This window comes from Arthrobacter sp. Hor0625 (assembly GCF_052567525.1).
The window spans coordinates 2,133,588-2,157,465 of record NZ_CP199586.1 but is presented as its reverse complement, the minus strand read 5'-3'; the positions used below and the strand labels follow the sequence as shown (position 1 = coordinate 2,157,465).

General features: G+C 67.7%; 21 protein-coding genes. 11 read left to right on the top strand and 10 right to left on the bottom strand.

Annotation, left to right across the window (positions count from 1 at the left end; translation table 11 throughout):
* Positions 1-115 precede the first annotated feature (115 nt).
* The 7 genes from mgrA to glmS all read right to left on the bottom strand — a co-directional run bounded on the left by mgrA (position 116) and on the right by glmS (position 11,447).
* Positions 116-1,153, bottom strand: coding sequence for an L-glyceraldehyde 3-phosphate reductase (gene mgrA, locus ACTWLI_RS10010; protein ID WP_445153723.1), 1,038 nt, complete (start codon positions 1,151-1,153; stop codon positions 116-118).
* Positions 1,154-1,187: 34 nt separating this feature from the next.
* A complete protein-coding gene (treZ, locus tag ACTWLI_RS10005) occupies positions 1,188-2,954 on the bottom strand; it encodes a malto-oligosyltrehalose trehalohydrolase (RefSeq protein ID WP_445153722.1) in 1,767 nt (588 codons plus the stop codon).
* Between the two features lie 36 nt (positions 2,955-2,990).
* The gene (gene treY, locus ACTWLI_RS10000; RefSeq protein WP_445153721.1) at positions 2,991-5,315 is read right to left on the bottom strand and encodes a malto-oligosyltrehalose synthase; all 2,325 of its coding nucleotides are present in this window, start codon (positions 5,313-5,315) and stop codon (positions 2,991-2,993) included.
* On the bottom strand, positions 5,312-7,552 hold the full coding sequence (gene glgX / locus ACTWLI_RS09995) for a glycogen debranching protein GlgX (RefSeq protein WP_445153720.1): 2,241 nt from the start codon (positions 7,550-7,552) through the stop codon (positions 5,312-5,314). The genes treY and glgX overlap by 4 nt, the downstream gene beginning before the upstream one ends.
* Before the next feature lie 91 nt (positions 7,553-7,643).
* Complete coding sequence (locus ACTWLI_RS09990; protein WP_445153719.1) at positions 7,644-9,197, bottom strand: NAD(P)H-hydrate epimerase; 1,554 nt, start codon at positions 9,195-9,197, stop codon at positions 7,644-7,646.
* A 5-nt stretch (positions 9,198-9,202) separates the two neighbouring features.
* Positions 9,203-9,550: a holo-ACP synthase gene (locus ACTWLI_RS09985; protein WP_445153718.1), complete on the bottom strand. Its 348-nt coding sequence runs from the start codon at positions 9,548-9,550 to the stop codon at positions 9,203-9,205.
* Positions 9,551-9,554: 4 nt separating this feature from the next.
* On the bottom strand, positions 9,555-11,447 hold the full coding sequence (gene glmS / locus ACTWLI_RS09980) for a glutamine--fructose-6-phosphate transaminase (isomerizing) (protein ID WP_445153717.1): 1,893 nt from the start codon (positions 11,445-11,447) through the stop codon (positions 9,555-9,557).
* Positions 11,448-11,560: 113 nt separating this feature from the next.
* Between glmS and coaA the strand changes: the two genes are divergently transcribed.
* The 3 genes from coaA (at position 11,561) to mscL (ending at position 13,899) form a co-directional block, all read left to right on the top strand.
* Complete coding sequence (gene coaA, locus ACTWLI_RS09975) at positions 11,561-12,526, top strand: type I pantothenate kinase (protein ID WP_445153716.1); 966 nt, start codon at positions 11,561-11,563, stop codon at positions 12,524-12,526.
* A 389-nt stretch (positions 12,527-12,915) separates the two neighbouring features.
* Positions 12,916-13,482 (top strand): M15 family metallopeptidase, encoded by a 567-nt coding sequence (locus ACTWLI_RS09970; RefSeq protein WP_445153715.1) that lies wholly within the window; start codon positions 12,916-12,918, stop codon positions 13,480-13,482.
* A 30-nt stretch (positions 13,483-13,512) separates the two neighbouring features.
* Positions 13,513-13,899 (top strand): large conductance mechanosensitive channel protein MscL, encoded by a 387-nt coding sequence (mscL, locus tag ACTWLI_RS09965; RefSeq protein ID WP_445153714.1) that lies wholly within the window; start codon positions 13,513-13,515, stop codon positions 13,897-13,899.
* A 61-nt stretch (positions 13,900-13,960) separates the two neighbouring features.
* On the opposite strand, the gene glmM is transcribed toward mscL, so the two are convergent.
* The 3 genes from glmM to rplM all read right to left on the bottom strand — a co-directional run bounded on the left by glmM (position 13,961) and on the right by rplM (position 16,427).
* Positions 13,961-15,322, bottom strand: coding sequence for a phosphoglucosamine mutase (glmM, locus tag ACTWLI_RS09960; RefSeq protein ID WP_445153713.1), 1,362 nt, complete (start codon positions 15,320-15,322; stop codon positions 13,961-13,963).
* Between the two features lie 116 nt (positions 15,323-15,438).
* Complete coding sequence (gene rpsI / locus ACTWLI_RS09955) at positions 15,439-15,945, bottom strand: 30S ribosomal protein S9 (RefSeq protein WP_056737844.1); 507 nt, start codon at positions 15,943-15,945, stop codon at positions 15,439-15,441.
* A gap of 38 nt (positions 15,946-15,983) precedes the next feature.
* Positions 15,984-16,427, bottom strand: a complete 444-nt coding sequence (gene rplM / locus ACTWLI_RS09950) for a 50S ribosomal protein L13 (protein WP_015937805.1) — start codon at positions 16,425-16,427, stop codon at positions 15,984-15,986.
* Positions 16,428-16,734: 307 nt separating this feature from the next.
* On the opposite strand from rplM, the gene ACTWLI_RS09945 reads away from it, so the two are divergent.
* The 8 genes from ACTWLI_RS09945 (at position 16,735) to ACTWLI_RS09910 (ending at position 23,870) form a co-directional block, all read left to right on the top strand.
* A complete protein-coding gene (locus tag ACTWLI_RS09945) occupies positions 16,735-17,400 on the top strand; it encodes a prepilin peptidase (RefSeq protein ID WP_445153712.1) in 666 nt (221 codons plus the stop codon).
* Between the two features lie 270 nt (positions 17,401-17,670).
* Positions 17,671-17,889 carry a Flp family type IVb pilin gene (locus ACTWLI_RS09940; RefSeq protein WP_445153711.1) on the top strand — a complete coding sequence of 73 codons (219 nt, stop codon included), beginning with the start codon at positions 17,671-17,673 and terminating at the stop codon, positions 17,887-17,889.
* Between the two features lie 142 nt (positions 17,890-18,031).
* Positions 18,032-18,436, top strand: coding sequence for a TadE/TadG family type IV pilus assembly protein (locus ACTWLI_RS09935; RefSeq protein WP_445153710.1), 405 nt, complete (start codon positions 18,032-18,034; stop codon positions 18,434-18,436).
* The gene (locus tag ACTWLI_RS09930; protein ID WP_445153709.1) at positions 18,424-19,440 is read left to right on the top strand and encodes a pilus assembly protein TadG-related protein; all 1,017 of its coding nucleotides are present in this window, start codon (positions 18,424-18,426) and stop codon (positions 19,438-19,440) included. Before ACTWLI_RS09935 ends, ACTWLI_RS09930 begins: the two co-directional genes overlap by 13 nt.
* A 20-nt stretch (positions 19,441-19,460) precedes the next feature.
* Entirely contained in the window at positions 19,461-20,255 is a 795-nt protein-coding gene (gene cpaB / locus ACTWLI_RS09925; RefSeq protein WP_445153708.1) for a Flp pilus assembly protein CpaB, read from the top strand.
* On the top strand, positions 20,252-21,454 hold the full coding sequence (locus tag ACTWLI_RS09920; RefSeq protein WP_445153707.1) for an AAA family ATPase: 1,203 nt from the start codon (positions 20,252-20,254) through the stop codon (positions 21,452-21,454). The genes cpaB and ACTWLI_RS09920 overlap by 4 nt, the downstream gene beginning before the upstream one ends.
* Positions 21,451-22,920, top strand: coding sequence for a CpaF family protein (locus ACTWLI_RS09915; protein WP_445153706.1), 1,470 nt, complete (start codon positions 21,451-21,453; stop codon positions 22,918-22,920). The genes ACTWLI_RS09920 and ACTWLI_RS09915 overlap by 4 nt, the downstream gene beginning before the upstream one ends.
* Positions 22,921-23,093: 173 nt before the next feature.
* A complete protein-coding gene (locus tag ACTWLI_RS09910) occupies positions 23,094-23,870 on the top strand; it encodes a type II secretion system F family protein (RefSeq protein ID WP_445153705.1) in 777 nt (258 codons plus the stop codon).
* Positions 23,871-23,878 lie beyond the last annotated feature (8 nt).

The following is a 23,878-nucleotide window of genomic DNA, read 5'->3' as shown; positions in this document are numbered from 1 at the left end:
GCGCCCTTGCATTCTAGTCAACGGTACCTGGCCCGGAGTTGTTCCCGGTCGCGGTACCGAATCTGTGACAGCCGGCCGGCCCGCTCAGGCCGGCCGGCTGATCAACGGGCGCAGGCTATTTCTGCGCCCAGAGGTTGATGTCGGAGTCGACGGCGAACTCATCGATCGCGGCAAGCTCCTCGGCGGTGAAGTCCAGGTTGTTGACCGCGGCCAGGGAATCCTCCAACTGGCGGACGCTGGACGCGCCGACCAGGGCGGAGGTGACCGGGGTGCCGCGGCGCTGGTCGCGCAGGATCCAGGCGATGGCCAGCTGCGCCAGGGTCTGGCCGCGGCCCTCGGCGATCCGGTTCAGCCCGCGCACGCGGTCCAGCTTCTCGGGGCTGATCATGGACTGGTCCAGGGACTTGTCCTGCGCGGCCCGGGAGTCGTCCGGGACGCCGTTGAGGTACCGGTCCGTGAGCATGCCCTGCGCCAGCGGGGAAAACGCGATGGCGCCGGCGCCGACCTGCTCCAGCGCCTCGTACAGGCTGGGGCTGCCCTGCTCGGTCCAGCGGTTCAGCATGGAGTAGCTGGGCTGGTGGATCAGCAGCGGGGTGCCGAGGTCCTTGAGGATCCGGGCGGCCTCCAGGGTCTGCTCCGGTGTGTAGGAGGAGATGCCCGCGTAAAGCGCCTTGCCGGAGCGCACGGCCTGGTCCAGGGCGCCCATGGTTTCCTCCAGCGGCGTCTCCGGGTCCGGGCGGTGGCTGTAGAAGATGTCGACGTAGTCCAGGCCCATCCGGCCCAGCGACTGGTCCAGGCTGGCCAGCAGGTACTTGCGCGAACCCCAGTTGCCGTAGGGTCCGGGCCACATGTCGTAGCCGGCCTTGCTGGAGATGATGAGCTCGTCCCGGTAGGGGGCGAAGTCGTCCTTGAAGTGCCGGCCGAAGTTGGTTTCGGCGCTGCCGTACGGCGGGCCGTAGTTGTTGGCGAGGTCGAAGTGCGTCACGCCCAGGTCGAAGGCGCGGCGGAGGATGGCCCGCTGCACCTCGAACGGCTTGTCGTCGCCGAAGTTGTGCCACAGGCCCAGCGAGATCGCCGGAAGCTTCAGGCCGCTGCGCCCGACGCGGCGGTAGGGCATGGTCTCGTAGCGGTTCTCCGCTGCAATGTAGGTCATGGGTCTGTCCTGCCTTGGTCTGGTGGGTGGGGTCTCAGCGGGAAAGGATGGCGGCGCTGTGGCCCGGCAGCCCAAGGCCGCCGGCCGTCAGCGCGGTCCCGTCCTCGGTGGCCAGCAGCAGCGACGTGCCTCCGACCGGCAGCTGCCGCGGCTCGGCGGAGAAGTTCATCGCCACCTCCACCCCGCCGCGGCGCAGCAGCAGCCAGCGCTCGGCCTCGTCGAATTCGACGGCGGTGTCCGCGAACCCGCCGTCGGTGAGCTCCGGCGTCGTGCGGCGCAGCGCGATCAGGTTCCGGTACAGCTCCAGCAGCCGGGCGTGGTCCCCCTCGGCGGTTTCGGACCAGTCCAGCTTGGAGCGGGTGAACGTCTCCGGGTCCTGCGGGTCCGGCACGACGGCGGGGTCCCAGCCCATCCGCTCGAATTCCTTGATCCGGCCCTCCGCGGTGGCCTTGCCAAGCTCCGGCTCGGGGTGCGAGGTGAAGAACTGCCACGGCGTGGTGGCGCCGTACTCCTCACCCATGAACAGCATCGGGGTGAATGGTGAGGTCAGGGTGGCGACGGCGGCGAGCGCCAGCTGCCCGTAGCCGAGGGTCTGGGAGAGCCGGTCCCCGGTGGCCCGGTTGCCGATCTGGTCGTGGTTCTGGCTGCAGACCACCAGGGCGGCGGGGTGGACCAGGCCGGTGTTGATGGGCCGGCCGTGATGCCGTTCCCGGAAGCTGGAGTAGCTCCCGTCGTGGAAGAAGCCCTTCTCCAGGACCTTCGCCAGCGCCGCGAGGGAATCGAAGTCGCTGTAGTAGCCGGTGGTCTCGCCGCTGACGTTGACGTGGACGGCGTGGTGGAAGTCATCGCTCCACTGCCCGGCCAGGCCGTAGCCGTTGGCGTCCCGCGGGTAGAGCAGGCGCGGGTTGTTCAGGTCCGACTCGGCGATCATCGACGCCGGGCGCCCGGTTTCGGCGGCGGCGGCGTCGGCGAGCGCGCCGAAGTCCTCCAGCAGGTGGACGGCTCGTTCGTCCTTGAAGGCGTGCACGGCGTCGAGCCGGAGGCCGTCGACGTGGTAGTCGCGCAGCCACATGGCCGCGTTGTCCAGGATGTAGGAGCGGACGACGTCGGAGCCGGGGCCGTCGAGGTTGACCGAGTCGCCCCAGGTGTTGCCCTCGCCGGACTTCAGGTACGGGCCGAACCGGGGCAGGTAGTTGCCGCTGGGGCCGAGGTGGTTGTAGACGACGTCCTGGATTACGCCCAGCCCGGCCCGGTGGGCCGCGTCGACGAAGCGCTGGTAAGCGGCCGGCCCGCCGTAGCCCTCGTGCACGGTGTACCAGAGGACGCCGTCGTAGCCCCAGTTGTGGGTGCCGTTGAAGCCGTTGACCGGCAGCAGTTCGACGAAGTCGACGCCCAGATCCGCCAGGTAGCCGAGCTTACCGATCGCGGCGTCCAGCGTCCCTTCGGGGGTGAAGGTGCCCAGGTGCAGTTCGTAGATCACCGCGCCCTGCAGCTCCCGGCCCTGCCACTGCCCGTCGCCCCAGGCGTGCCCGGCGGGGTCGAAGGTGCGCGAAAGCGCGTGCACGCCCTCGGGCTGGCGGCGGGACCGCGGATCCGGCAGCGGGGTCGTGTCCCCGTCCACCAGGTAGCCGTAGTCGACCTCGCCGGAGGCCGGGGCCTCCGGTGCGCTCCACCAGCCGTCGCTGCCGGGGCCCGCGGCGCGGGACATCGGGTACTGCCGGCCGTCGGCGAGCAGGGTGACCTCCTGCGCCTCCGGTGCCCAGAGGTCGAAGCGTGCGGTTCCATGTGCGGGCAGAGTCATTACCGTTCCCCTCGTCGGTTCGTGCGTAGGTGCGTTTTAGGCGGCCGGTGCCAGCAGGGCCACCGGGTAGTCGCGGAGCAGGTCTGCGACCTTCACCGGTCCCGGGCCGAAGGACCGGCCGCTGAGCTGGTCCGTCATGGCCGCGGGAAGGTCGACGGCGGTGTCCTGCCAGCCTCCCCGCTGCTCCAGGCCGCGGGGCAGCCTTGTGGCCAGGGTGACCGCCCCGGGCGTGCCGGAGCCGCGGTCGAAGGCCACGAGGTGTCCGGCGGCGGCTCCGGTCGCCTGGAGCGGGGTGTAGCCGGTGAACAGTTCCGGCCGGTCCCGGCGCAGCCGCAGGGCCCGGGAGGTCACCAGCAGCTTGGCCGCGTCATCCCGGTACGATGCCGGCAGCTCTCCGGCATCCAGCGCCGCGAGGGCATCGCGGCGGGCGTCGAAGTCGAAGGGCCGTCGGTTGTCCGGGTCGGTCAGCGAGCGGTCCCAGAATTCGGTGCCCTGGTAGACATCCGGCACGCCCGGCATGGTGAGCTGGACGAGCTTGGCGCCGAGGGCGTTGGCCGCGCCGTACGGGTCCAGCAGGTCCACCAGGCCGTCGAGTACGGCGCGCACCGCAGGGTTGTCGAAGGCGGCGTCGACGGCGGCCGCGAGCTGCGTTTCGAAGTCCTCGTTCGGGTCGAGCCAGTCAGTGGAATTACCGGCCTCGCGGGCGGCTTTTTCGGCGTAGGACTGCAGCCGTTCCCTGTCCGCGGGCCAGACCCCGGCGATGGCCTGCCACAGCAGGTTGGCCAGCGGCCCGTCCGGCAGCGGCGCGAGTTCCTGGAGCCGGCGCAGCGTCGCGGTCCACTCGGGGGCGAGTTCGGCGAGCACCGAGATCCGGGCCCGGGTGTCCTCGCTGCGCTTGGTGTCGTGGGTGCTCAGGGTCGTCATGGACAGCGGCAGCTCGGCCTGGCGGCGGGCCATCCGGGCGTGGAACTCGTCCGTGGAAAGCGCGAACTCGGTGGGGTCCGCGCCGACCTCGGTCAGGGTCCCCAGCCGGGTGTAGCGGAAGAAGGCGGTGTCTTCGACGCCCTTGGCCATCACCATGCCGGAGGTCTGCTGGAACCGGCGGCCGAGTTCCTCGTCCTCCCCCGGGCCGGCGCGCTGCAGCAGCGGCAGCAGCGCGTCCACGGCCGTCTCCAGCTCGGGCCGGCGTGAGACGGCGAGCGCGCATGCCTCGCGGAGCACGTCCCCGCCCGCGGGAAGGTAGCTACGGTACACCGGGAAGGCGGCGATGATCTCGGAGAGCGCGTCGGCCGCAGCCTCCGCACTCAGGCCGGCGGAGGCGGGGACGAGGCGGGCGAGCCGGAGCATCTCGGAGTGCAGGATCCCGTCGGTGATCCGGCGCTTGGTGCCCCGGATCATTTCCTCGTAGTCGGCGGTTTCACCGCCGCGCAGTTCGCTGTCCAGCGCATCCAGGCCGGGCTGGCCCTGGGGGTCGATGAACACCCGGTCCACGTCCGCCAGGGCGTCATAGCCGGTGGTGCCCTCGCACTCGAAGCTGCCCGGCAGCACTTCCCCGGGCTCAAGGATTTTCTCGATCAGCAGGTAGGCGCCGCCGGCGGCCTCGCGCAACCGGCGCAGGTAGCCCTCCGGATCGGCGAGGCCGTCCGGGTGGTCGATCCGCAGGCCGTCCACGAGATCCTCGCGGAACCAGCGGGTGATCTCTTCGTGCGCCTCGTCGAAGACCTCGGGCACCTCCACCCGGATCCCGGCGAGGGAGTTGACCGCGAAGAAGCGGCGGTAGTTCAGCTCGTTGTCAGCGCGCCGCCAGCCGACCAGCTCGTAGTGCTGCCGGTCATGGACGTCTCGGGGGTCATCTCCGTCGGTGTAGCTGCCTTCGGCCAGCGGGAAGCGGTGGTCGTAGTAGCGCAGCTCGCCGTCGCGGATCTCGAGGGCGTCGACGTCGGAGTCCTGGCCCAAGACCGGGATCCGGATCCGGCCGCCGCCGAAGTCCCAGTCGACGTCGAACGCCGGAGCGTACGGCGACTGCCGGCCCTCCTTGAGCAGGGACCACCACCAGGGGTTCTGGACCGGGGTGGCCACACCCACGTGGTTGGGCACGATGTCCACGAGGACGCCCATGCCGTGGTCGCGGGCCGCCTGGGACAGCGCCAGCAGCCCTTCGGGGCCGCCGCGGTCGGGGTCCACGGCCGAAGGATCGGTCACGTCGTAGCCGTGGTCCGAGCCCTTCTCGGCGGTGAGGATGGGCGAAAGGTACACCCAGTCCACGCCGAGGTCCTTGAGGTACGGGACCTTCTCGGCGGCGTCGAACAGGGTGAAGCTGCTGCGGATCTGCAGGCGGTACGTGGACACCGGGGTCCTCATGCTTCGGTGGCCCTTGCCTCGCTGGCTTCCGCGGCCTTGGTCTGGGCCTCCACCATCTCCTCCTGCGCTTCCTCCTGCTCGGCCATGGATGCCAGCGAGGCGGCGGCGGAGTAGTCGACCTCTTCCTCCGGACCGGAGTAGGCGCGCAGCACCACCATCGACTTGGCCTGCAGTTGCAGCGTGGCGCCTGCCTTCAGGGGTTCGTAGTCGTCGGCCTGGGCGGCGGTGTCGAACTGGACCTCCCAGTACTGCGAGAACTCCTCGGCGGGAATGCAGAAGTCCACGGCATCGTCATGGGCGTTGAAGGCCATGAGGAAGCTGTCGTCGGTGATCCGGCGGCCGCGGGAATCCTGTTCCTGGATGCCGTCGCCGTTGTAGAACACGCCGATGGTCCGGCCGAAGCCGCTGTCCCAGTCCTCCGGGAGCATTTCCGTGCCGTCGGTCTTCAGCCAGACAATGTCCGGCAGTTTCTCGCCTTCGCCGCGGCGGACGGGGCGCCCGTCGAAGAAGCGGCTGCGGCGGAAGGTCGGGTGGTCGTGCCGGAGCTTGTTCACGAACGCGGTGAACTCCACCAGGGGCTGGTCCATGGCTTCCCAGTGAATCCAGCTGAGCTCGGAGTCCTGGCAGTAGGTGTTGTTGTTGCCCTGCTGGGTTCGGCCCAGTTCGTCGCCGTGCAGCAGCATGGGGACGCCCTGGGAGAGCAGCAGCGTGCCGATGAAGTTCCGCTGCTGCCGGGCGCGGAGGGCCAGCACGGTCTCGTCGTCGGTATCGCCTTCCACCCCGCAGTTCCACGAGCGGTTGTGCGATTCGCCGTCGTTGTTTCCTTCACCGTTGGCGTCGTTGTGCTTCTCGTTGTAGGACACCAGGTCCCGCATGGTGAAGCCGTCGTGGGCGGTGACGAAGTTGATCGAGGCCACCGGGCGGCGGGCCGAGCTTTCGTAGAGGTCGGCGGAGCCGGTCAGCCGGGACGCGAACTCGCCCAGGGTGGACGGCTCGCCGCGCCAGAAGTCGCGGACCGTGTCCCGGTACTTGCCGTTCCATTCGGTCCACTGCGGCGGGAAGTTGCCGACCTGGTAGCCGCCGGGGCCGACGTCCCAGGGTTCGGCGATCAGCTTGACCTGGGAGACGATCGGGTCCTGCTGGATCAGTTCGAAAAAGGTGGAGAGCTTGTCGACGTCGTAGAACTCGCGGGCCAGGGTGGAGGCGAGGTCGAAGCGGAAGCCGTCGACGTGCATTTCGGTCACCCAGTAGCGCAGGGAGTCCATGAGCAGCTGCAGGGAGTGCGGGTGCCGGACGTTGAGCGAGTTGCCCGTGCCGGTGTAGTCCATGTAGTGCTTCTGGTCGTTGTCGACGAGGCGGTAGTAGGCCTGGTTGTCGATGCCCTTGAAGGACAGCGTGGGGCCGAGGTGGTTGCCTTCGGCGGTGTGGTTGTAAACGACGTCGAGGATCACTTCGATGCCGGCGCGGTGCAGGTCACGGACCATGGCCTTGAATTCCTGGACCTGGTGCCCCACGTCGCCGGTGGCGCTGTAGGTGTTCTGCGGCGCGAAGAAGCCGATGGTGTTGTAACCCCAGTAGTTGTTCAGCCCCTTCTCCACCAGGGTGCCGTCGTTGACGAACTGGTGCACGGGCATGAGCTCGATGGCGGTGACGCCGAGCTTCTTCAGGTGCTCGATCACGGCCGGGTGCGCCACACCCGCGTACGTGCCGCGCTGGTCTTCGGGGACCTCGGGGTGCAGCTCGGTGAGGCCCTTGACGTGGGCTTCGTAGATGACGGACTGGTGGTACGGGATCTTCAGCTGGCGGTCGCCGTCCCACTCGAAGAACGGGTTGATGACCACGCCATGCATGGTGTGCGGGGCCGAGTCGGCGTCGTTGACCGAATCGGGGTCGCCGAACTCGTAGGAGAAGAGCGCGGGATCCCAGTCGATCTGGCCCTGAATGGCCTTGGCGTAGGGGTCCATCAGCAGCTTGTTGGGGTTGAAGCGGTTGCCGTTGGCGGGATCGTAGGGTCCGTGCACCCGGTAGCCGTACTTCTGGCCGGGCTGGATCTGCGGCAGGTAGCAGTGCCACACATAGCCGTCCACTTCGGTCAGCTCGATCCGGGTCTCGGTGAGGTCATCGGCCAGGAGGCAGAGTTCAACCCGCTCTGCCCGTTCGCTGAACAGGGCGAAATTGGTGCCGGTGCCGTCGAAGGTGGCTCCCAGCGGGTAAGCCGTTCCGGGCCAGACTTCCATGTGTACTCCTCGTGCGTGGCGGACTATCTCTAGACAGACTACTTGTAAGTAAGGTTACTAATTGACCGGGCGGATGCCGCGCGTGCTTTTGTTACGGTTCCGCGATGACCTCCGGCAGGCGGGCGGCGATGTCCGACGCCGTCAGCGGGCCGCCGCCCGAGGCCAGTGTCCCGGCCCGGCCGTGCAGGCTGGCGGCCAGTGCCGCGATGGCGGCCCAGTGGTCGGGTTCGTCGATGCCGCGCCGGCCGAAGGCGTGCCGGTCCCCCGCTAGTTGGGCCAGCAGGGCCCCGAGGATTCCGGCCAGCACGTCGCCGCTGCCGGCCGAAGCCATCCAGGGACTGGCTTCGGCCTGGCTGAACACCGAGCCGGACGGGGCGGCTACCAGGGTCGTGGCGCCCTTGAGCAGCACGGAGGCGCCGGTCAGCGCGCTGGCCTGCCGGGCGGCGGCCAGGGTGGAGTCTTCGACGGCGGAGCGGCCCGGCGCGGCGCCGTACCGCTCCAGCAGCTTCGCCAGTTCCCCGGCGTGCGGGGTCAGGATTGTGCTGGCCGACAGTGCGCGGGGAAGAGCCGGCAGCGCGCCGGCGTCGGCCACGGTGGGGAGTCCGGCGCCCGCCGCTTCGCGGACCCGTTCGAGCTGTTCGTGGGCGCCGTCGTCGAGCCCGGGACCGAGCAGCCAGGCCTGGACGTGGGCGTCGGCGACGCTGGAGCCGCACACCACCTCGGGGCAGGACTGCCGGACCAGGTCTGCGACCTCGGGCGGTCCGACGTAGCGGACCATGCCGGCGCCGGCGGCGAGGGCGCCCTTGCAGGCGAGGACGGCGGCGCCCGGATAGCGCGCGGACCCGGCGACGACGCCGAGGACGCCGCGGGAGTATTTGTGCGAACGCCGGCCGGGGTGCGGCAGCAGCACGGCCAGGTCGGCGGCCTCCAGCCGGCGCAGGTCCGGCCGCTCCAGGGCGTCTTCGATGCCGATCGGGATGATGCGCAGCCGGCCGGTGTAGTCCGCGCCGGGGTCGGCGAGCAGCCCGGCCTTCGCGGCGCCGAAGGTCACGGTGAGGTCAGCGGCCAGCACGGGGCCGTGCGCTTCGCCCGTGTTGGCGTCGACGCCGCTGGGGATGTCGCAGGCGACGACGAACCCGCGGCCGCCGCGCGTTCCGGCCCGCTGCAGATCCCTGTCCCGCTGCAGTTCGTCGAACAGCCGGGCAGCCGGGCCGCGGAGGCCGCCCTGCGCGCCGGTGCCCAGGACCGCGTCGATGATCGCCTCGTCGCGGGCGGCCGCCCCGGCCAGCTCGCCGGCGTTGGCCTCGGTGAGGACGGTGTCCTCCCCGCCGGCGGCGCGGAAGGCGGCCAGCGCCTCGGCGTGCGCCTGACCGGCGGTGAGCACCGCCGTCGTCCGCAGCCCCCGGCGGGCCAGCAGCGCAGCTGCATACAGCCCGTCCCCGCCGTTGTTGCCCTTGCCGGCGAGCACGGTGGCGCGGGAGCCGTAGGGACGCAGGCCGCGGCGGCGCAGTTCGAGGATCACCGTGTTGGCGAGACCGTGCGCTGCGCGCTGCATGAGAACAGCGCCCATACCGGGGTCCGCACTGGCCTCGAGAAGGCGTCGCTCGGTTTCTCGAATGCGGGTTCCGGTATAGGCGCTGATCATGGTGTCTAGCCCTCGGCGATCACCGTGGCGGTGGCGATGCCGCCGTCGTGGCTGATCGAGAGGTGCCAGCGCTTGACGCCTTTCCCTTCAGCGACGGCCAGCACCGTGCCTTTGACCTGGACCGTGGGCCCGTTCTGGTCCAGGCCGATCCAGCAGTCCTGCCAGTTCATGCCGGCCGGGGCGCCGAGCACCTTGGCGACCGCCTCCTTGGCGGCGAACCGCGCGGCCAAGGACCGGGTGTTCAGTTCCCGCTCCGCGGGTACGAACAGCCTGTCGCGCAGGCCGGGCGTGCGCTCGAGCTGCCGGCCGAACCGCTCAATGTCTACGACGTCAACGCCGATGCCTACAATCATGCGGCTATTCTACGGTCACGCTCTTGGCCAGGTTCCGCGGCTGGTCCACGTCGTAGCCCTTGGCGCTGGCGAGGGCGAGCGCGAAGATCTGCAGCGGGACGGTGGACAGCAGCGGGGCCAGAAGGGTCGGGGTCTCCGGGATGTAGATGACGTGCTCGGCGTAGGCCTTGACCGCCTCGTCGCCCTCTTCGGCGATCACGATGGTCTTGGCGCCGCGGGCCCGGACTTCCTGGATGTTGGAGACCACCTTGGCGTGGAGCGAGTCGCGGCCGCGCGGGGACGGGACCACCACGAACACGGGCTGGCCCTCTTCGATCAGCGCGATCGGGCCGTGCTTGAGTTCACCGGCGGCAAAGCCCTCGGCGTGGATGTAGGCGAGCTCCTTGAGCTTCAGCGCACCTTCCATGGCCACCGGGAAGCCGACGTGGCGGCCCAGGAACAGCACCGACTTGGCATCCGCCATGTCCTTGCCGAGTTCCTTGATCTGCTCGGCGTTGTCCAGGATCTCCTGGATCTTGGCCGGCACCTTGCCCAGGTCGGCCAGGATATCCTTGATTTCGCCCTGGAACTTGTTCCCCCGCAGCTGGGCGAGGTACAGGCCCAGCAGGTACGCCGCCGCGATCTGGGCCAGGAACGCCTTGGTGGAGGCCACCGCGATTTCCGGGCCGGCGTGCGTGTACAGCACGGCGTCGGATTCGCGCGGGATGGTGGAGCCGTTGGTGTTGCAGATGGAGACCGTCTTGGCGCCCTGTTCCTTGGCGTAGCGGACGGCCATCAGGGTGTCCATGGTCTCGCCGGACTGCGAGATGGAGACGATCAGGGTGTTGGCGTCCACGATCGGGTCGCGGTACCGGAACTCGTGGGAGAGCTCGACCTCGGTGGGGATCCGGCACCAGCGCTCGATGGCGTACTTGGCGACCTGGCCGGCGTAGGCGGAGGTGCCGCAGGCCAGGACGATGATCTTGTCGACGCTCTTGAGCAGTTCGGTGTCGATCCGGAGCTCATCGAGGGTCAGCTTGCCGTCGACGTCGGAGCGGCCCAGCAGGGTCTGCAGCACGGCGTCCGGCTGGTCGTGGATTTCCTTCTCCATGAAGGACGGGAAGCCGCCCTTTTCCGCGGAGGCGGGGTCCCAGTTGACGTAGTATTCCTTGCCCTCGGCCGGGGCGCCGAAGAAATCGGTGATCGCGACGGAGTCGGCGGTGATCGTGACGATCTGGTCCTGGCCCAGCTCCACGGCGCGGCGGGTGTAGTCGATGAAGCCGGAGACGTCCGAGCCGAGGAAGTTCTCGCCTTCGCCCAGGCCCACCACGAGCGGGGAGTTGCGGCGGGCGGCCACGACGACGTCGGGCTGGTCCGCGTGCACGGCGAGCAGCGTGAAGGCGCCTTCGAGGCGCTGGCAGGCGAGCTCCATGGCCTTGGTCAGGCCGCCGTTGGCGTTGTCACCCCCGAGGTGGTTGCGGTAGAGGTCGCCGATGAGCGCTGCGGCCACCTCGGTGTCGGTCTCGGAGAGGAACGTCACGCCCTTGGCCACGAGTTCCTGCTTGAGCTCGGCGAAGTTTTCGATGATGCCGTTGTGGATGAGCGCCAGTTTGCCGCCATCGGACAGGTGCGGGTGCGCATTCATATCCGTGGGGCCGCCGTGGGTCGCCCAGCGGGTGTGGCCGATGCCGGTCACGGCGTCGGGCAGCGGGTGGGCCTCCAGCTCGGCGATCAGGTTGCTCAGTTTGCCTGACTTCTTGCGCGAGGAGATGGTGCCGTCGGCCACGACGGCGATCCCTGCGGAGTCATAGCCGCGGTACTCGAGCCGACGCAGCCCCTCCAGGACCACATCCAAGGCCTTGTGTTCAGTATTTCCCCGGCCCGCAGAGTGGCCTACATATCCAACGATTCCACACATGGACACAAGCCTAACTGGTTTCCCGGCCATCCGGCGTCCGGCGAGCAAGTCCGGCGGCTGTCGGACGGCGCTTCCATTTCGCTCTGGGCGATGTCAAGGGCAGAATCTCTAGGGTGACTTTGCAACGCAACGACGCGAACGGCGAGGGGGCCTCCCCGTTCGTAGAGCTGGACCGGCAGACCTGGTCCCGGCTCGCTGCCCAGATGGAGCAGCCCCTCAATGAAGAGGACGTGCTCCGCCTCCGCGGCCTGGGCGACCCCCTGGACATGAAGGAGGTCCGCGAGGTCTATCTCCCGCTGTCCCGGCTGCTGCACCTCTACGTCGAGGCCGCCAACCAGCTGCACGCTGCCACCACGACCTTCCTGGGCGAGCAGACCCAGCGCACCCCCTTCGTGATCGGCGTCGCCGGTTCGGTGGCGGTCGGCAAGTCCACCATTGCCCGCGTGCTGCGCGAGATGCTCCGGCGCTGGCCGGGCACCCCGAACGTGGAGTTGATCACCACCGACGGCTTCCTTTACCCGCTCGCCGAGCTCAAGCGCCGCCAGCTGCTGGACCGCAAGGGCTTTCCGGAGTCGTACGACCGCCGGTCCCTGCTCCGGTTCGTCAGCGAGGTCAAGAGCGGAGCGGAGGAAGTCCGCGCACCGTGGTACTCCCACGTCACCTACGACATCGTGCCAGGTCGGGAAGTCGTGGTCCGCCGGCCGGACGTGCTGATCGTCGAGGGCCTGAACGTGTTGGCGCCGGCACGGCCCCGGTATGACGGCCGGCAGGGCCTGGCGCTGAGCGACTTCTTTGACTTCTCCATTTACGTGGACGCGAAGACCTCCTACATCGAGGAGTGGTACGTGGACCGGTTCCGCAAACTGCGGACCACGGCGTTCGCCCAGCCGGAGTCCTACTTCCACCGCTACGCGACACTTTCAGACAGCGAGGCCGAGCAGACCGCCCGGGACATCTGGAAGCGGATCAATGAGCCGAACCTGGAAGAAAACGTCCTCCCCACGCGGGGCCGCGCCCAGCTGGTGCTGACCAAGGACGCCGACCACTCCATCCGCCGCATGCTCCTCCGCAAGGTCTAGCCCAGATGTGCCACGACACCGGCCCTGATGCGCCCGGCCGGCCGCCGAGCCGGAGGGCGTTCGGCATGTTCCTCGCAGCAGGATCCGCGCTGGCGGCGCTGACCGCCTGCGACCCGGCCCGCCCGCCGGCGGCAACGGGCTCCGGCACAGGCGTGCCAACTGGGAGCCCGTCAGCCCCCACCGGGCCGGCGAGCGGCTCCCCCGCCGCTACCGCGTCCGGCACCTCCACGGCAGCCCCCGCGGGGAAGACCGGAGCGGCCAGCCCCACGGCGTCCCCGTCGGCTCCGTCCTCTTCCGCACCGCCCTCTTCTGCGCCGTCACCGTCGGCTCCGGCCAGTTCGGCACCCGGCAGGAAGTACTCGCTGACGGATCCGGCCAGTCCGTGGGTCGTGGTCAACAAGCACAGGCCGCTGTCCCCCGTCACCTTCGTGCCGCCGGATCTGGTGCAGCCGCCGGTCCGGCTGGCGGTTTCGGGCGAGGCTGCGCTGCTGAATAGCACGACGGCGGCCGCCGCGGGCCGGATGTTCGCCGCGGCGGCGGCTGCCGGCGTCGTTGTGACCCTGGCAAGCGGTTACCGCTCCTTCGCCACCCAGACGGCGACGTACAACGGCTACGTCAATTCCCGGGGACGCGCCGAGGCCGACACGGCCTCCGCCCGGCCGGGATACTCCGAGCACCAGACTGGCTGGTCCTTCGACATCGGGGACGGCGGCGGCGCCTGCAGCTTCCAGCCCTGCTTCGCCCAGCAGCCCGCAGCCGTCTGGGTCAAGGCCAACGCCTACCGCTTCGGCTTCGTGGTCCGCTACCCCTGGATGGAGCACCCCACGACGGGCTACTACTACGAGCCGTGGCACCTCCGCTACGTCGGGGTCGAGGCTGCCGGCGACATGCACGCCCGGGGCATCGCCACCCTCGAGGAGTACTTTGGGCTCGAAGCGGCGCCAGCCTACCGCTGAATCCTCCACTCCCGGGCTAGCGTGGGCAGCATGCTGACAGGATTCAAGAACTTCATCATGAAGGGCAACGTCGTGGACCTTGCCGTCGCCGTCGTCATGGGTGCCGCCTTCGGCGCCGTCGTGACCTCCATTGTGGAAGGACTACTCACCCCGCTGATCGGCCGGCTGTTCAACGCCAAAGGCATCGAAGACATGGCGTGGGAGGGCTTCAAGTACGGCTCCGTCATTTCCAGCGTCATTTCGTTCCTGCTGATTGCGGCCGCCGTCTACTTTGTGGTCGTGCTGCCGATGAACCACATGATCGAACACCGCAACCGCAAGCTCGGCATCGACGCGGACGTCAAGGAAGAGTCGGCCGAGGATCCGCAGATCGCCTTGCTCACCGAGATCCGGGACGCCCTGACCCGCACCCGCTAAACTCCCCGTAACGCACTGTGGCCCGCTTCCAGACGGAAGCGGGCCACAGTGCTGTGGGGGTCTAGTCGGAAACCAGCTCGAGGGCCAGTTCCGTGCGGACCACCTGGGCCAGCCCTTCGGCGATTTCCTGCGCCGTCTCCTGATCCGCGGCCTCCACCATGACCCGGACGACGGGTTCGGTGCCGGAAGGGCGGAGCAGCACGCGGCCGGTTTCGCCAAGCCGGGCCTCGGCCCGGGCCACGGCTTCCGCCACGGTCTGGTCGCCCTTCACCCGGGTGCGGTCGACGCCCTTGACGTTGATCAGGACCTGCGGGAGCTTGGTCATCACCGTGGCCAGGTCCTTGAGCGGGCGGCCCGTGAGGGCCACCTGCGCGGCCAGCTGGAGGCCGGTGAGGACGCCGTCGCCGGTCGTGGCGTAGTCGGCGAAGATGACGTGCCCGGACTGCTCGCCGCCAAGGTTGAAGCCGCCGTCGCGCATGCCTTCGAGCACGTAACGGTCCCCCACCCCGGTCTCCCGGAGGCTGATGCCCGCCTCGCGCAGGGCGATTTTGAGCCCGAGGTTGCTCATGACCGTGGCCACGAGCACGTCGTCCTTGAGTTTGCCGGAGGCCTTGAGTGCCACGGCGAGGATGGCCATGATCTCGTCGCCGTCCACCTCGTTGCCTTCGTGGTCCACGGCCAGGCAGCGGTCCGCGTCGCCGTCGTGCGCGATGCCCAGGTCCGCTCCGTGATCGAGGACTGCCTGCTTCAGCGGACCAAGGTGCGTGGACCCCACACCGTCATTGATGTTGAGCCCGTCCGGTTCGGCGCCGATGACGACGACGTCCGCGCCGGCGTGTTTGAAGACCTGGGGCGAGCAGCCGCTGGCCGCGCCGTGGGCGCAGTCCAGCACGACTTTGAGGCCCTCCAGGCGGTGCGGGAGGGTCTGCAACAGGTGCACGATGTACCGGTCTTCGGCGTCGGAGAACCGCTGGATGCGGCCGACTTCCCCGCCGACGGGGCGGAAGGGCTCTTTCGCGAGCTGCTCCTCGATCGCGTCCTCGACGTCGTCCGGCAGCTTCTGGCCGCCCCGGGCGAAGAACTTGATGCCATTGTCCGGCGCCGGGTTGTGGGAGGCGGAGATCATCACGCCGAAGTCGGCGTCGAGGTCCGCCACGAGGTAGGCCGCAGCCGGCGTGGGCAGGACCCCTGCGTCGAAGACGTCGATCCCGGAGCTGGAAAGCCCGGCTTCAACGGCTGCCGCGAGGAACTCGCCGCTGGCCCGCGGGTCGCGGGCCACGACAGCCCGCGGCCGGGTGCCGTTGGTGTTGCGGTCGTGGCCAAGCACGACGGCGGCGGCCTGCGCCAGCTGCAGCGCCAACTCGGCGGTTAGCAGGCCGTTTGCCAGGCCCCGGACACCATCTGTTCCAAATAATCTAGACATCGTGCCCAAGTTTAGTCGATGGCGCACTTTTGTCCCGCTTCGAGGGCATCGAAGGGCGTCAAACGACGGAAGCCCGCCCCGCAGAATGCGGGACGGGCCTCCAATTCCAGCGCTGGCTAGCGCTTGGAGTACTGCTGAGCCTTGCGGGCCTTCTTGAGACCGGCCTTCTTACGCTCGATGACGCGGGCGTCTCGGGTGAGGTAGCCGGCCTTCTTCAGGGTGGCGCGGTTGTTCTCGACGTCGATCTCGTTCAGCGAACGGGCGATGCCGAGGCGCAGTGCACCGGCCTGGCCGGAGGGGCCACCGCCGTGGATGCGGGCGATGACGTCGTAGGCGCCTTCGAGATCGAGGATCTTGAAGGGCTCGTTGACGTCCTGCTGGTGCAGCTTGTTCGGGAAGTAGTTCGACAGCTCGCGGCCGTTGATGGTCCACTTGCCGGAGCCCGGCACGACGCGAACGCGTGCAACGGCTTCCTTGCGGCGGCCAACAGCTGCGCCGGCGACGGTCAGTGCCGGACGTTCCTTCTTCGGAGCTGCTGCGTCTGCAGCACCGCTCTCCGAGGTGTAGCTGGTCAGGTTTTCCTCAGCCTCGACGGCTTCGGTGGTCTCTTCGTTCTGAGCCACGGTTCTCCTTGTGTTAATAAGTTGTTTGGTGGCCAGGACTACTGGGCGACCTGGGTGATTTCGAAAGTCTTGGGCTGCTGGGCGGCGTGCGGGTGCTCTGCACCGCGGTACACCTTCAGCTTGCCCAGCTGCTGGGCAGCGAGCGAGTTCTTCGGGAGCATGCCCTTAATGGCCTTCTCCACGGCGCGGACCGGGTTGGATTCCAGCAGCTCCGCGTAGTTAACGCTGGTCAGGCCGCCCGGGTAGCCGGAGTGGCGGTATGCGCGCTTCTGCTCCAGCTTGGCGCCGGTGAGGGCAACCTTCTCGGCGTTGATGATGATGACGAAGTCGCCCATGTCCATGTGGGACGCAAAGGTGGCCTTGTGCTTGCCGCGCAGCAGGATTGCGGTCTGGCTGGCAAGACGACCAAGGACAACGTCGGTGGCGTCAATGACGTGCCACTGGCGGTTGATATCGCCGGGCTTCGGGGTGTACGTACGCACGGTGTTTGCCTCGTTCTTGTTCTGGCGTTCTTGTTTTAGGCGTCACGCGAGGGTGCGCCTACTATCTATGCGCTACCGGAACAGAGGTGAGGGCTCTATGTAACCAGTCATCCTGTGGTCTCGAATGTGCACGTTGAGTAGTTATCCTGCAACCGGATTCTCAAGCGGACACGCATCATCGAGATAGGACACGCACAACGACTACCAAGAATAGCGGAAGCCCTGTGCGTGGGTCAAAATAGGGTGTCCGGCCCGGTCCCAATCCGCCGGCCGCCCGATCCCGGTCCGCAGCGCCCTCGGAGGTACCGTGCCCCTTCCCGCCCTTCCAGGCTCTGCACCGCTGCTCCTGGTCGCCGCGGCCGCTCTCGCCGGCGCGTGCCTGGCGCTTATCGCGGAGCCCTTGATCAGGCGCGCCCTCCCCCGCATCGCTGGCAGCACGTCCGCCCGGCAGCTGGCCGTGACGACGGCAGCCACGGCGGCGGTCTCCGCGCTGCTCGCTTGGCGGTTCGGCAGCGCCCCGGAACTGCCCGCCTATGTCCTGCTCGGAGTCTTCGCCGTGCAACTGGCACGGATCGACATCGCGCACCACCTGTTGCCGAACCGGCTGGTCGGCCCGCTGCTGGTTGCCGGCCTGGCACTCCTGGCTGCTGCCGCTTTGTTCCATGGTTCGGCCGGGGACCTGCTTCGCGGAGCCGCCGGGTCCGGAATGCTGTTCCTTTTCTATCTTTTTTTGGCTCTAACGAGCCGGAACGGCCTCGGAATGGGTGACGTGAAGCTGGCCGCACCACTTGGGCTGTACTTAGGCTACCTAGGCTGGACGCAGCTGTTCTACGGTGGCGCCTTCGCCTTCGTGGCGGGCGGCCTGACCTCCGTGTTCCTGATGCTGAAGAACCGCGGAAACAAGCCCCAAGAGGTGGCCTACGGCCCCTCCATGCTCGCCGCCGGGCTTGCAGTCATCCTGTTGCTCCCGTAACAGGCGTCACTGCCTCACCTCGGCTCACATTAGTAAGCAGCCGTATCAAACCAAGTAGTCCGCGCCCATTCCAGATCGCCGACTGAGTACCGCCGAAATTAGCCCTAGGTGATTCGCCATTTTCGGCCTCCGAAAGACGAGTAGTGCAATGCGTTGCCGCGCCGCAAATGAGCGTGCAACTGTTGTTCCAGCGGAAGTCCGAAGGATGGCAAAAGGGGATTTGCTGGAATTCCGCAGTTCATTCAAAAACTCTGGAAAAGGATTAATTCAATGACTGGTCTCATGGTTTCAATGCTCGCTTTTGTCGCCGGCGTCAAGGACAAGCTCGAATCGGAAAAGGGCGCCACCGCGACGGAATACTCGCTGCTCGTGGCCTTCATCGCGTTCCTGGTCATCGGTGGCGCAACCGTCTTTGGCACAGCGCTGAGCGACTGGTTCAACGATCTCGGTGGAGTCGTGGACGGGTGGCGCGCGCCGGCGGCTCCGTAGCCGGCTTCGATCCTCGCCGGCTGGAGGTCTCCCGGTCGAGCGTCTCCGCACCCGATGTGCCGCGTCCGCCAAGCGCGGACGCGGCACCCGCGTTCTCTAACTAGTTTTCAACACCAGCTGCATCGATCCCTGGGGGGAAGCAATGAAGCGCAGCACTACTCGGGCGCCCGAAGCGGGCGTCGGACGGTCCGAGCGGGGGGCCGCCGCCGTCGAGTTCGCCCTCGTGGCACCCGTCCTGCTGGCCCTGGTGGGCGGCATCGTCGAATTCGCTCACGCCTACAACCTGCAGATCTCGGTCACCCAGGCCGCCCGCGAGGCAGCCCGCACCATGGCCATCGAGAACGACCAGGCACTTGCCCGGACCGCCGCCACCGCCGGCGCCCCCGGGTTGGATCCGGCGGCCTTCACCTTCGCCTTCGCCCCGGGCGCCTGCGCCGAGGGGCTGACCGCGAATGTCACCGTCACCTATACCGCTAACACCCTCACAGGGCTGTTGGGCGGCACGCTGACCATGACGGGCGTAGGAGCCATGCGATGCGGCGGGTGACCAGGAAGAGCGAGAAGGAGCGCGGCGCCGCTGGCGTCCTGGTCGCGGTCATGATGGTGGTCCTTCTCGGGGCCGGGGCTATGGCGGTGGACGTCGGCCAGATCTATGCCGAAAGGGCCCAACTGCAGAACGCCGCAGATGCGGCGGCCATGGCCACTGCGCAGCAGTGCCACAACACGCCGGCCGATTGCCCGATTCAGGCTCTTCCCTGGGCCCAGGAGATGACCGCGGGGAACTCCAATGACGGGGCCACGGCAGTCGACTCGGTGGACCTTACTGTTCCCAACCAGGTCACGGTAGCCACGTCGACCCTCAACGGCACCAGCGGCGCAGGCTTCCTCACCCAATTGTTCGCCAATGCGCTGAACGCCCCGCCGGTGACGGTAGGGGCGCGCGCCACCGCGGTGATCGAACCGCTTGGCGGAGCGACCGCGTTCCCGTTGGCCATCTCCGATTGCCAGTACGACCTCTCCGGGGCGGAAGAGACCGGAGAGGTCCAGCTGATCAAATACAAGCCCGGCAGCGGAACCTGCACATCAACCTCGGGGCACGTTATTCCAGGTGGCTTCGGCTGGTTGGACGACAGCGGGACCTGCGTTGCCACCACCGACGCCGGCGACATCGCGGACACCGACACCGGGGCCAACTTCCCGGGCAGTTGCACCGCCATTGTCACTGGCTGGCGGAACACGATCCTCGCCGGGGGAAGCGTGGAGGCGACCTTCCCGGTCTATGACGACGCCGGCGGTACCGGCCACGGCGGCTGGTTCCACATCCGCGGTTACGCGACCTTCAAGATCATCGGCTGGGCCTTCTCCGGCGGCGGCACACCCGAGGTCTTCCGGGAAACGATGCCCTGGGTGGGCAGTCCCGCCAATGCATGCACCGGAAGCTGCCGCGGCATCATCGGCCAATTTATCCGATTTGAATCCATCGGCGAGGCAGGGGGGACCCCGGGTACCGGCCCGGACCTCGGAACCGTGAATATCCGGCTCATCAGATAATTAATTTCTAAGGGGTTGAAATGAAAACACGCCTGCTGGGGGGCATCGCCGCACTAATTGTGGCAATTATTGGAACCGTCTTATTGGTCTCTTATGTACAAAATGCTGATAAACGCGCAATGGCCGGCACAGAAACCGAAAGCGTCTATGTCGTGCAGCAGGCCATTCCGGCCGGCGCAACTGCCGACAAGATCGCTGCCTCCGTTTCTCGCAAGGAAGTACCAAAGGCGGCGCTGGCCAGCAACACGGTCACGGACCTCGCTTCGCTTGGGTCAAAGGTTGCAGCCGTCGCCTTGGTACCCGGGGAACAGCTGATCTCCAGTCGTATGGTGGACGAACAGTCGTTCCTCGGCCCCTCCAGGGTCCAGGTCCCGGCCGGACTGCAAGAACTCACCCTGAAGCTACCGATCGAACGGGTAGCCGGCGGAAAGGTGAACGCCGGTGACACGGTCGGCGTCTTCCTTTCCCTGGAATCAGCTACCGCCGGGGCCAACGGGCAGAAAGCCAGCAAGACGCAGCTGAGCTTCCACAAAGTCCTGGTCACCGCGGCCCAGTTCAGCGACGGTGCTGCGGCCCAGACTGCCGCCGGCACGGCCGGCACGGCCGGCACGACCCAGGCTTCCTCGACTACGGGCAGCTCCAGCACCAAGGTCCCGAGCGACCGCACGTACCTGATTACCCTCGCCCGCAACTCTGCAGACGCAGAGCGCATCGTCTTCGCCGCGGAGTTCGGCAAGGTGTACCTCTCCAAGGAACCGCAGAATGCGGCCGAAACCGGTGCCAGCTACGTGGATTCGTCGAGGTTGTTCCGATGAGCCGCTTCGTCCTGATCACGCCCAATGCCGACTTCGAGCGCCTGGTCCGGCTCGCCGTCAGCGGCATGCACGGGGAACTCCACGTCTTCAAAGCCGACTACCTGCCCGAGGGGCCGGCCGACATCATGCGCCAAATGGTCGGCGAGCCGCCCGAGGTCCTGATCCTTGGGCCGGGGGTGCCGGTGACAGACTCGCTCAAGCTGGCCGCTGTGGTGGACCTTCAGTACCCGGAGATCAGCGTCGTTCTGGCCGTCACGGCAGACCCGGACACGGTGGTGCAGGCAATGCGTGCCGGTGTCCGCGATCTGCTGGACCCCGGAGCTGACCCGGACACCATCCGGGTCATGCTGGAGCGGGCCAGCCTCGCCGCTGCCGGCCGCCGCCGCGGACTCGGCCCCCAGACCACCGAACACGCCGACCACGGCGCCGGACGGGTGATTGCCGTGATGTCGCCCAAGGGCGGCGTCGGAAAAACGACAGTGGCCACCAATATCGCGGTGGGGCTGGGAAAAATTGCTCCGATGGGCGTGGTGATCGTCGATCTCGACCTGCAGTTCGGCGACGTGGCCAGCGGCTTGCTGCTGGAGCCGGAGTTCACCATCACCGACGCAGTCATGGGAGCAGCCAGCCAGGACTCCATGGTGCTGAAAACCTACCTGACCGTCCACCCGGCCGGAATCTACGCCCTGTGCGCCCCACGCACCCCGGTGGAAATGGACCGGATCAGCGCGGCCCATGTCTCCCATTTGCTGGAGCAGCTGCGGAAGGAGTTCCGCTACATCGTGGTGGACACCGCCCCGGGGCTGGGCGAGCACGTCCTGGCCACACTGGAACAGGCCACCGACGCCGTCTGGATCTGCGGTATGGACGTTCCCAGCATCCGGGGCATGCGGACCGGGTTCCGAATCCTGGACGAGCTCAACCTGGTTCCTGCCCACCGGCACATCGTGCTGAACATGGCGGACCGGCGTGCCGGGCTAACGCTCAAGGACGTCGAGGCGACCGTCGGAGCCCCGGTGGACGTGGTCCTGCCGCGATCCCGGACGTTGCCGTTCTCCACCAATAAAGGCGTCCCCATCCTGCAGGACGGCAGTCGGGACGCCGCCCTCAAGGGCCTGCGCCAACTGGTCGAGCGGTTCAAGCCCGAGTGGGAGGCCAGGCCGCACAAGCAACTCCATCGAAGGGCGGTAGTCCAGTGAGTCTCACCGATCGTTTCCAGCAACTGCGCGGAGGCACACCAGCCGCACCGCCGGAGGTGCCCGGCCAGAACGTCTTCGCTTCCAGCGTCGTACCGGCCACGCTGGGCCGGATCCATGAGGCCAAGACCGCCGCCGAGGCTCAACCAGGATTCGATGACCTGCAGCAGACGGCGTCCGTCGCCAGCGAAGCACTGACAGCGCTCAAGGAACGCGCCAGCCAGGCACTCTTTGAACGGCTTGGCTCGCGCATCACCGATTCGTCGGTTGACGAAACGGAACTCCACCAGACGGTCAAGGATGAGCTCAAGGCGGTCGTGGATGAGGAGCAGATCCCCCTCACCCCGGTCGAGCGGCAGCGGCTGATCCGGGAAATCATCGACGACGTGCTGGGCCACGGTCCGATCCAGCGCTTCCTGGACGACCCGACGGTCACCGAGGTCATGGTCAACCGCTTTGACCAGATCTACGTCGAGCGCCAGGGGCACCTCCAGCTCACGGACGCGAAGTTCACCTCGGACGACGCCCTGAGGCGGGTCATCGAGCGGATCGTCTCAAACGTCGGACGCCGCATTGACGAGTCCTCCCCCCTGGTGGACGCCCGACTGGCCGATGGGTCCCGCGTCAACGCGATTATCCCGCCGCTCGCTGTCAACGGCCCCGCCCTGACCATCAGGAAGTTCGGCCGCGATCCGCTGACAGTCCATGACCTGATCTCGATGGGCAGCTTGTCACCAGAGATGGCGGAGCTGCTGCAGGCCTGCGTGCAGGCACGGTTGAACATCATCGTTTCGGGCGGCACGGGCACCGGCAAGACCACGCTGCTGAACGTCCTCTCCTCGTTCATCCCGGGCGCCGACCGGATCGTGACGATCGAGGACGCCGTGGAACTACAACTGCAGCAGGACCACGTGGTCCGGCTGGAAAGCCGACCGCAAAACATCGAGGGCAAGGGCGAGATCTCCATCAGGGACCTTGTCCGTAACTCACTCCGCATGCGGCCGGACCGCATCGTGGTCGGCGAGGTCCGCGGCGGCGAATGCCTGGACATGCTGCAGGCCATGAATACCGGCCATGACGGGTCCATCTCGACCGTCCATGCGAACTCCCCGAGGGACGCCGTCGCCCGGCTGGAAACGTTGGTGCTGATGGCTGGCATGGACCTGCCACTGCGGGCTGTGCGCGAACAGGTGGCCTCGGCCGTGAACCTGATCGTGCATGTCTCCCGCCTCCGGGACGGCTCCCGCCGGGTCACCCACATTACGGAGGTCCAGGGCATGGAGGGCGACGTCGTCACCCTCCAGGACGCGTTCATGTTCGACTACTCAGCCGGCGTGGATGCCCATGGACGGTTCCTGGGCAAGCCCATCCCTACTGGTGTTCGGCCCCGCTTCACGGATCGCTTCGCCGAGCTCGGCATTCCGATCTCACCGGCCGTGTTCGGCGCCACGCCAGTCAGGGGGCGGTAGTGATGCTGGACCAGTCCCCTCTTGTGTTCGTTGCCGGCCTCGTCCTGGCCTACGCCGCCCTGGCAATCTTGGTCGGCGTCGTATTCAAATCACGGGCGGTTCCTTTGTCCCGGCGCCGGCCAGAATCGGCCGCCGCCCGGCCTTCCAACCTCACCCGGCTTACGGACCAGGCCGTGAGCACTCTGAACCAAGGTCTGCGGAACCGGGGACCTGGACTCCTCAGCCGGGAGAAGCTCGACAGAGCCGGCCTGAAGAAGCAGCCGGGCGACTACCTGCTGATGGCTGGGGCGGTCACCTTGGCGGCGACGGTCATTGGCTATCTTCTGGCAGGCGGAGGGCTGGCGGTGTTGCTGCTCGTGGTGACGCCTGTAGGCCTCATCTTGTTCCTCAACCTGATGGTCTCCCGTCGACGCAAGAAGTTCGACGAACAGGTTCCGGACTCGCTGCAGATGCTCGCGGGCGGTTTGCGGGCCGGGCACAGCCTCCTGCGGTCGGTGGATGCCGCGGCCGAAGAGTCGGAGGCGCCAATGAAGGAGGAACTCAACCGGGTGGTCAATGAGACCCGGATTGGCCGCGACCTTGGCGAATCCCTCGCCGACGTCGCCCTCCGAACCAACAATGAGGACTTCGCCTCCATTACCCGGGCCATAGAAATACACCGTGAAGTGGGCGGTGACCTTGCCCAGGTCCTGGACCATGTAGGCGAGACCATTCGGGACCGCAACCAGATCCGGGGCCAGGTCAGGGCATTGAGCGCTGAGGGACGGATGTCCGCCATGGTCCTCATGGCGCTGCCCGTCCTGATGTTCACGCTGCTGACACTATTCAACCCGCTGTACTCGAAAGTTTTCCTGACGACCCTGCCGGGCTACCTGATGATCACAGCAGCCCTGCTCCTGCTGGCAGCCGGTGGCTTCTGGCTCAGCCGACTCGTCAAGCCGAAGTTCTGAGGAAGGAG

Bases quoted from the DNA above. Each gene is read 5' to 3' on its own strand.
- glmM (WP_445153713.1), bottom strand. From the start codon at position 15,322: ATGTCTAGATTATTTGGAACAGATGGTGTCCGGGGCCTGGCAAACGGC.
- glmS (WP_445153717.1), bottom strand. From the start codon at position 11,447: ATGTGTGGAATCGTTGGATATGTAGGCCACTCTGCGGGCCGGGGAAAT.
- mgrA (WP_445153723.1), bottom strand. From the start codon at position 1,153: ATGACCTACATTGCAGCGGAGAACCGCTACGAGACCATGCCCTACCGC.
- glgX (WP_445153720.1), bottom strand. From the start codon at position 7,552: ATGGAAGTCTGGCCCGGAACGGCTTACCCGCTGGGAGCCACCTTCGAC.
- ACTWLI_RS09930 (WP_445153709.1), top strand. From the start codon at position 18,424: ATGCGGCGGGTGACCAGGAAGAGCGAGAAGGAGCGCGGCGCCGCTGGC.
- ACTWLI_RS09985 (WP_445153718.1), bottom strand. From the start codon at position 9,550: ATGATTGTAGGCATCGGCGTTGACGTCGTAGACATTGAGCGGTTCGGC.
- treZ (WP_445153722.1), bottom strand. From the start codon at position 2,954: ATGACTCTGCCCGCACATGGAACCGCACGCTTCGACCTCTGGGCACCG.
- ACTWLI_RS09990 (WP_445153719.1), bottom strand. From the start codon at position 9,197: ATGATCAGCGCCTATACCGGAACCCGCATTCGAGAAACCGAGCGACGC.
- mscL (WP_445153714.1), top strand. From the start codon at position 13,513: ATGCTGACAGGATTCAAGAACTTCATCATGAAGGGCAACGTCGTGGAC.
- ACTWLI_RS09935 (WP_445153710.1), top strand. From the start codon at position 18,032: ATGAAGCGCAGCACTACTCGGGCGCCCGAAGCGGGCGTCGGACGGTCC.
- ACTWLI_RS09920 (WP_445153707.1), top strand. From the start codon at position 20,252: ATGAGCCGCTTCGTCCTGATCACGCCCAATGCCGACTTCGAGCGCCTG.
- ACTWLI_RS09940 (WP_445153711.1), top strand. From the start codon at position 17,671: ATGACTGGTCTCATGGTTTCAATGCTCGCTTTTGTCGCCGGCGTCAAG.
- cpaB (WP_445153708.1), top strand. From the start codon at position 19,461: ATGAAAACACGCCTGCTGGGGGGCATCGCCGCACTAATTGTGGCAATT.
- treY (WP_445153721.1), bottom strand. From the start codon at position 5,315: ATGAGGACCCCGGTGTCCACGTACCGCCTGCAGATCCGCAGCAGCTTC.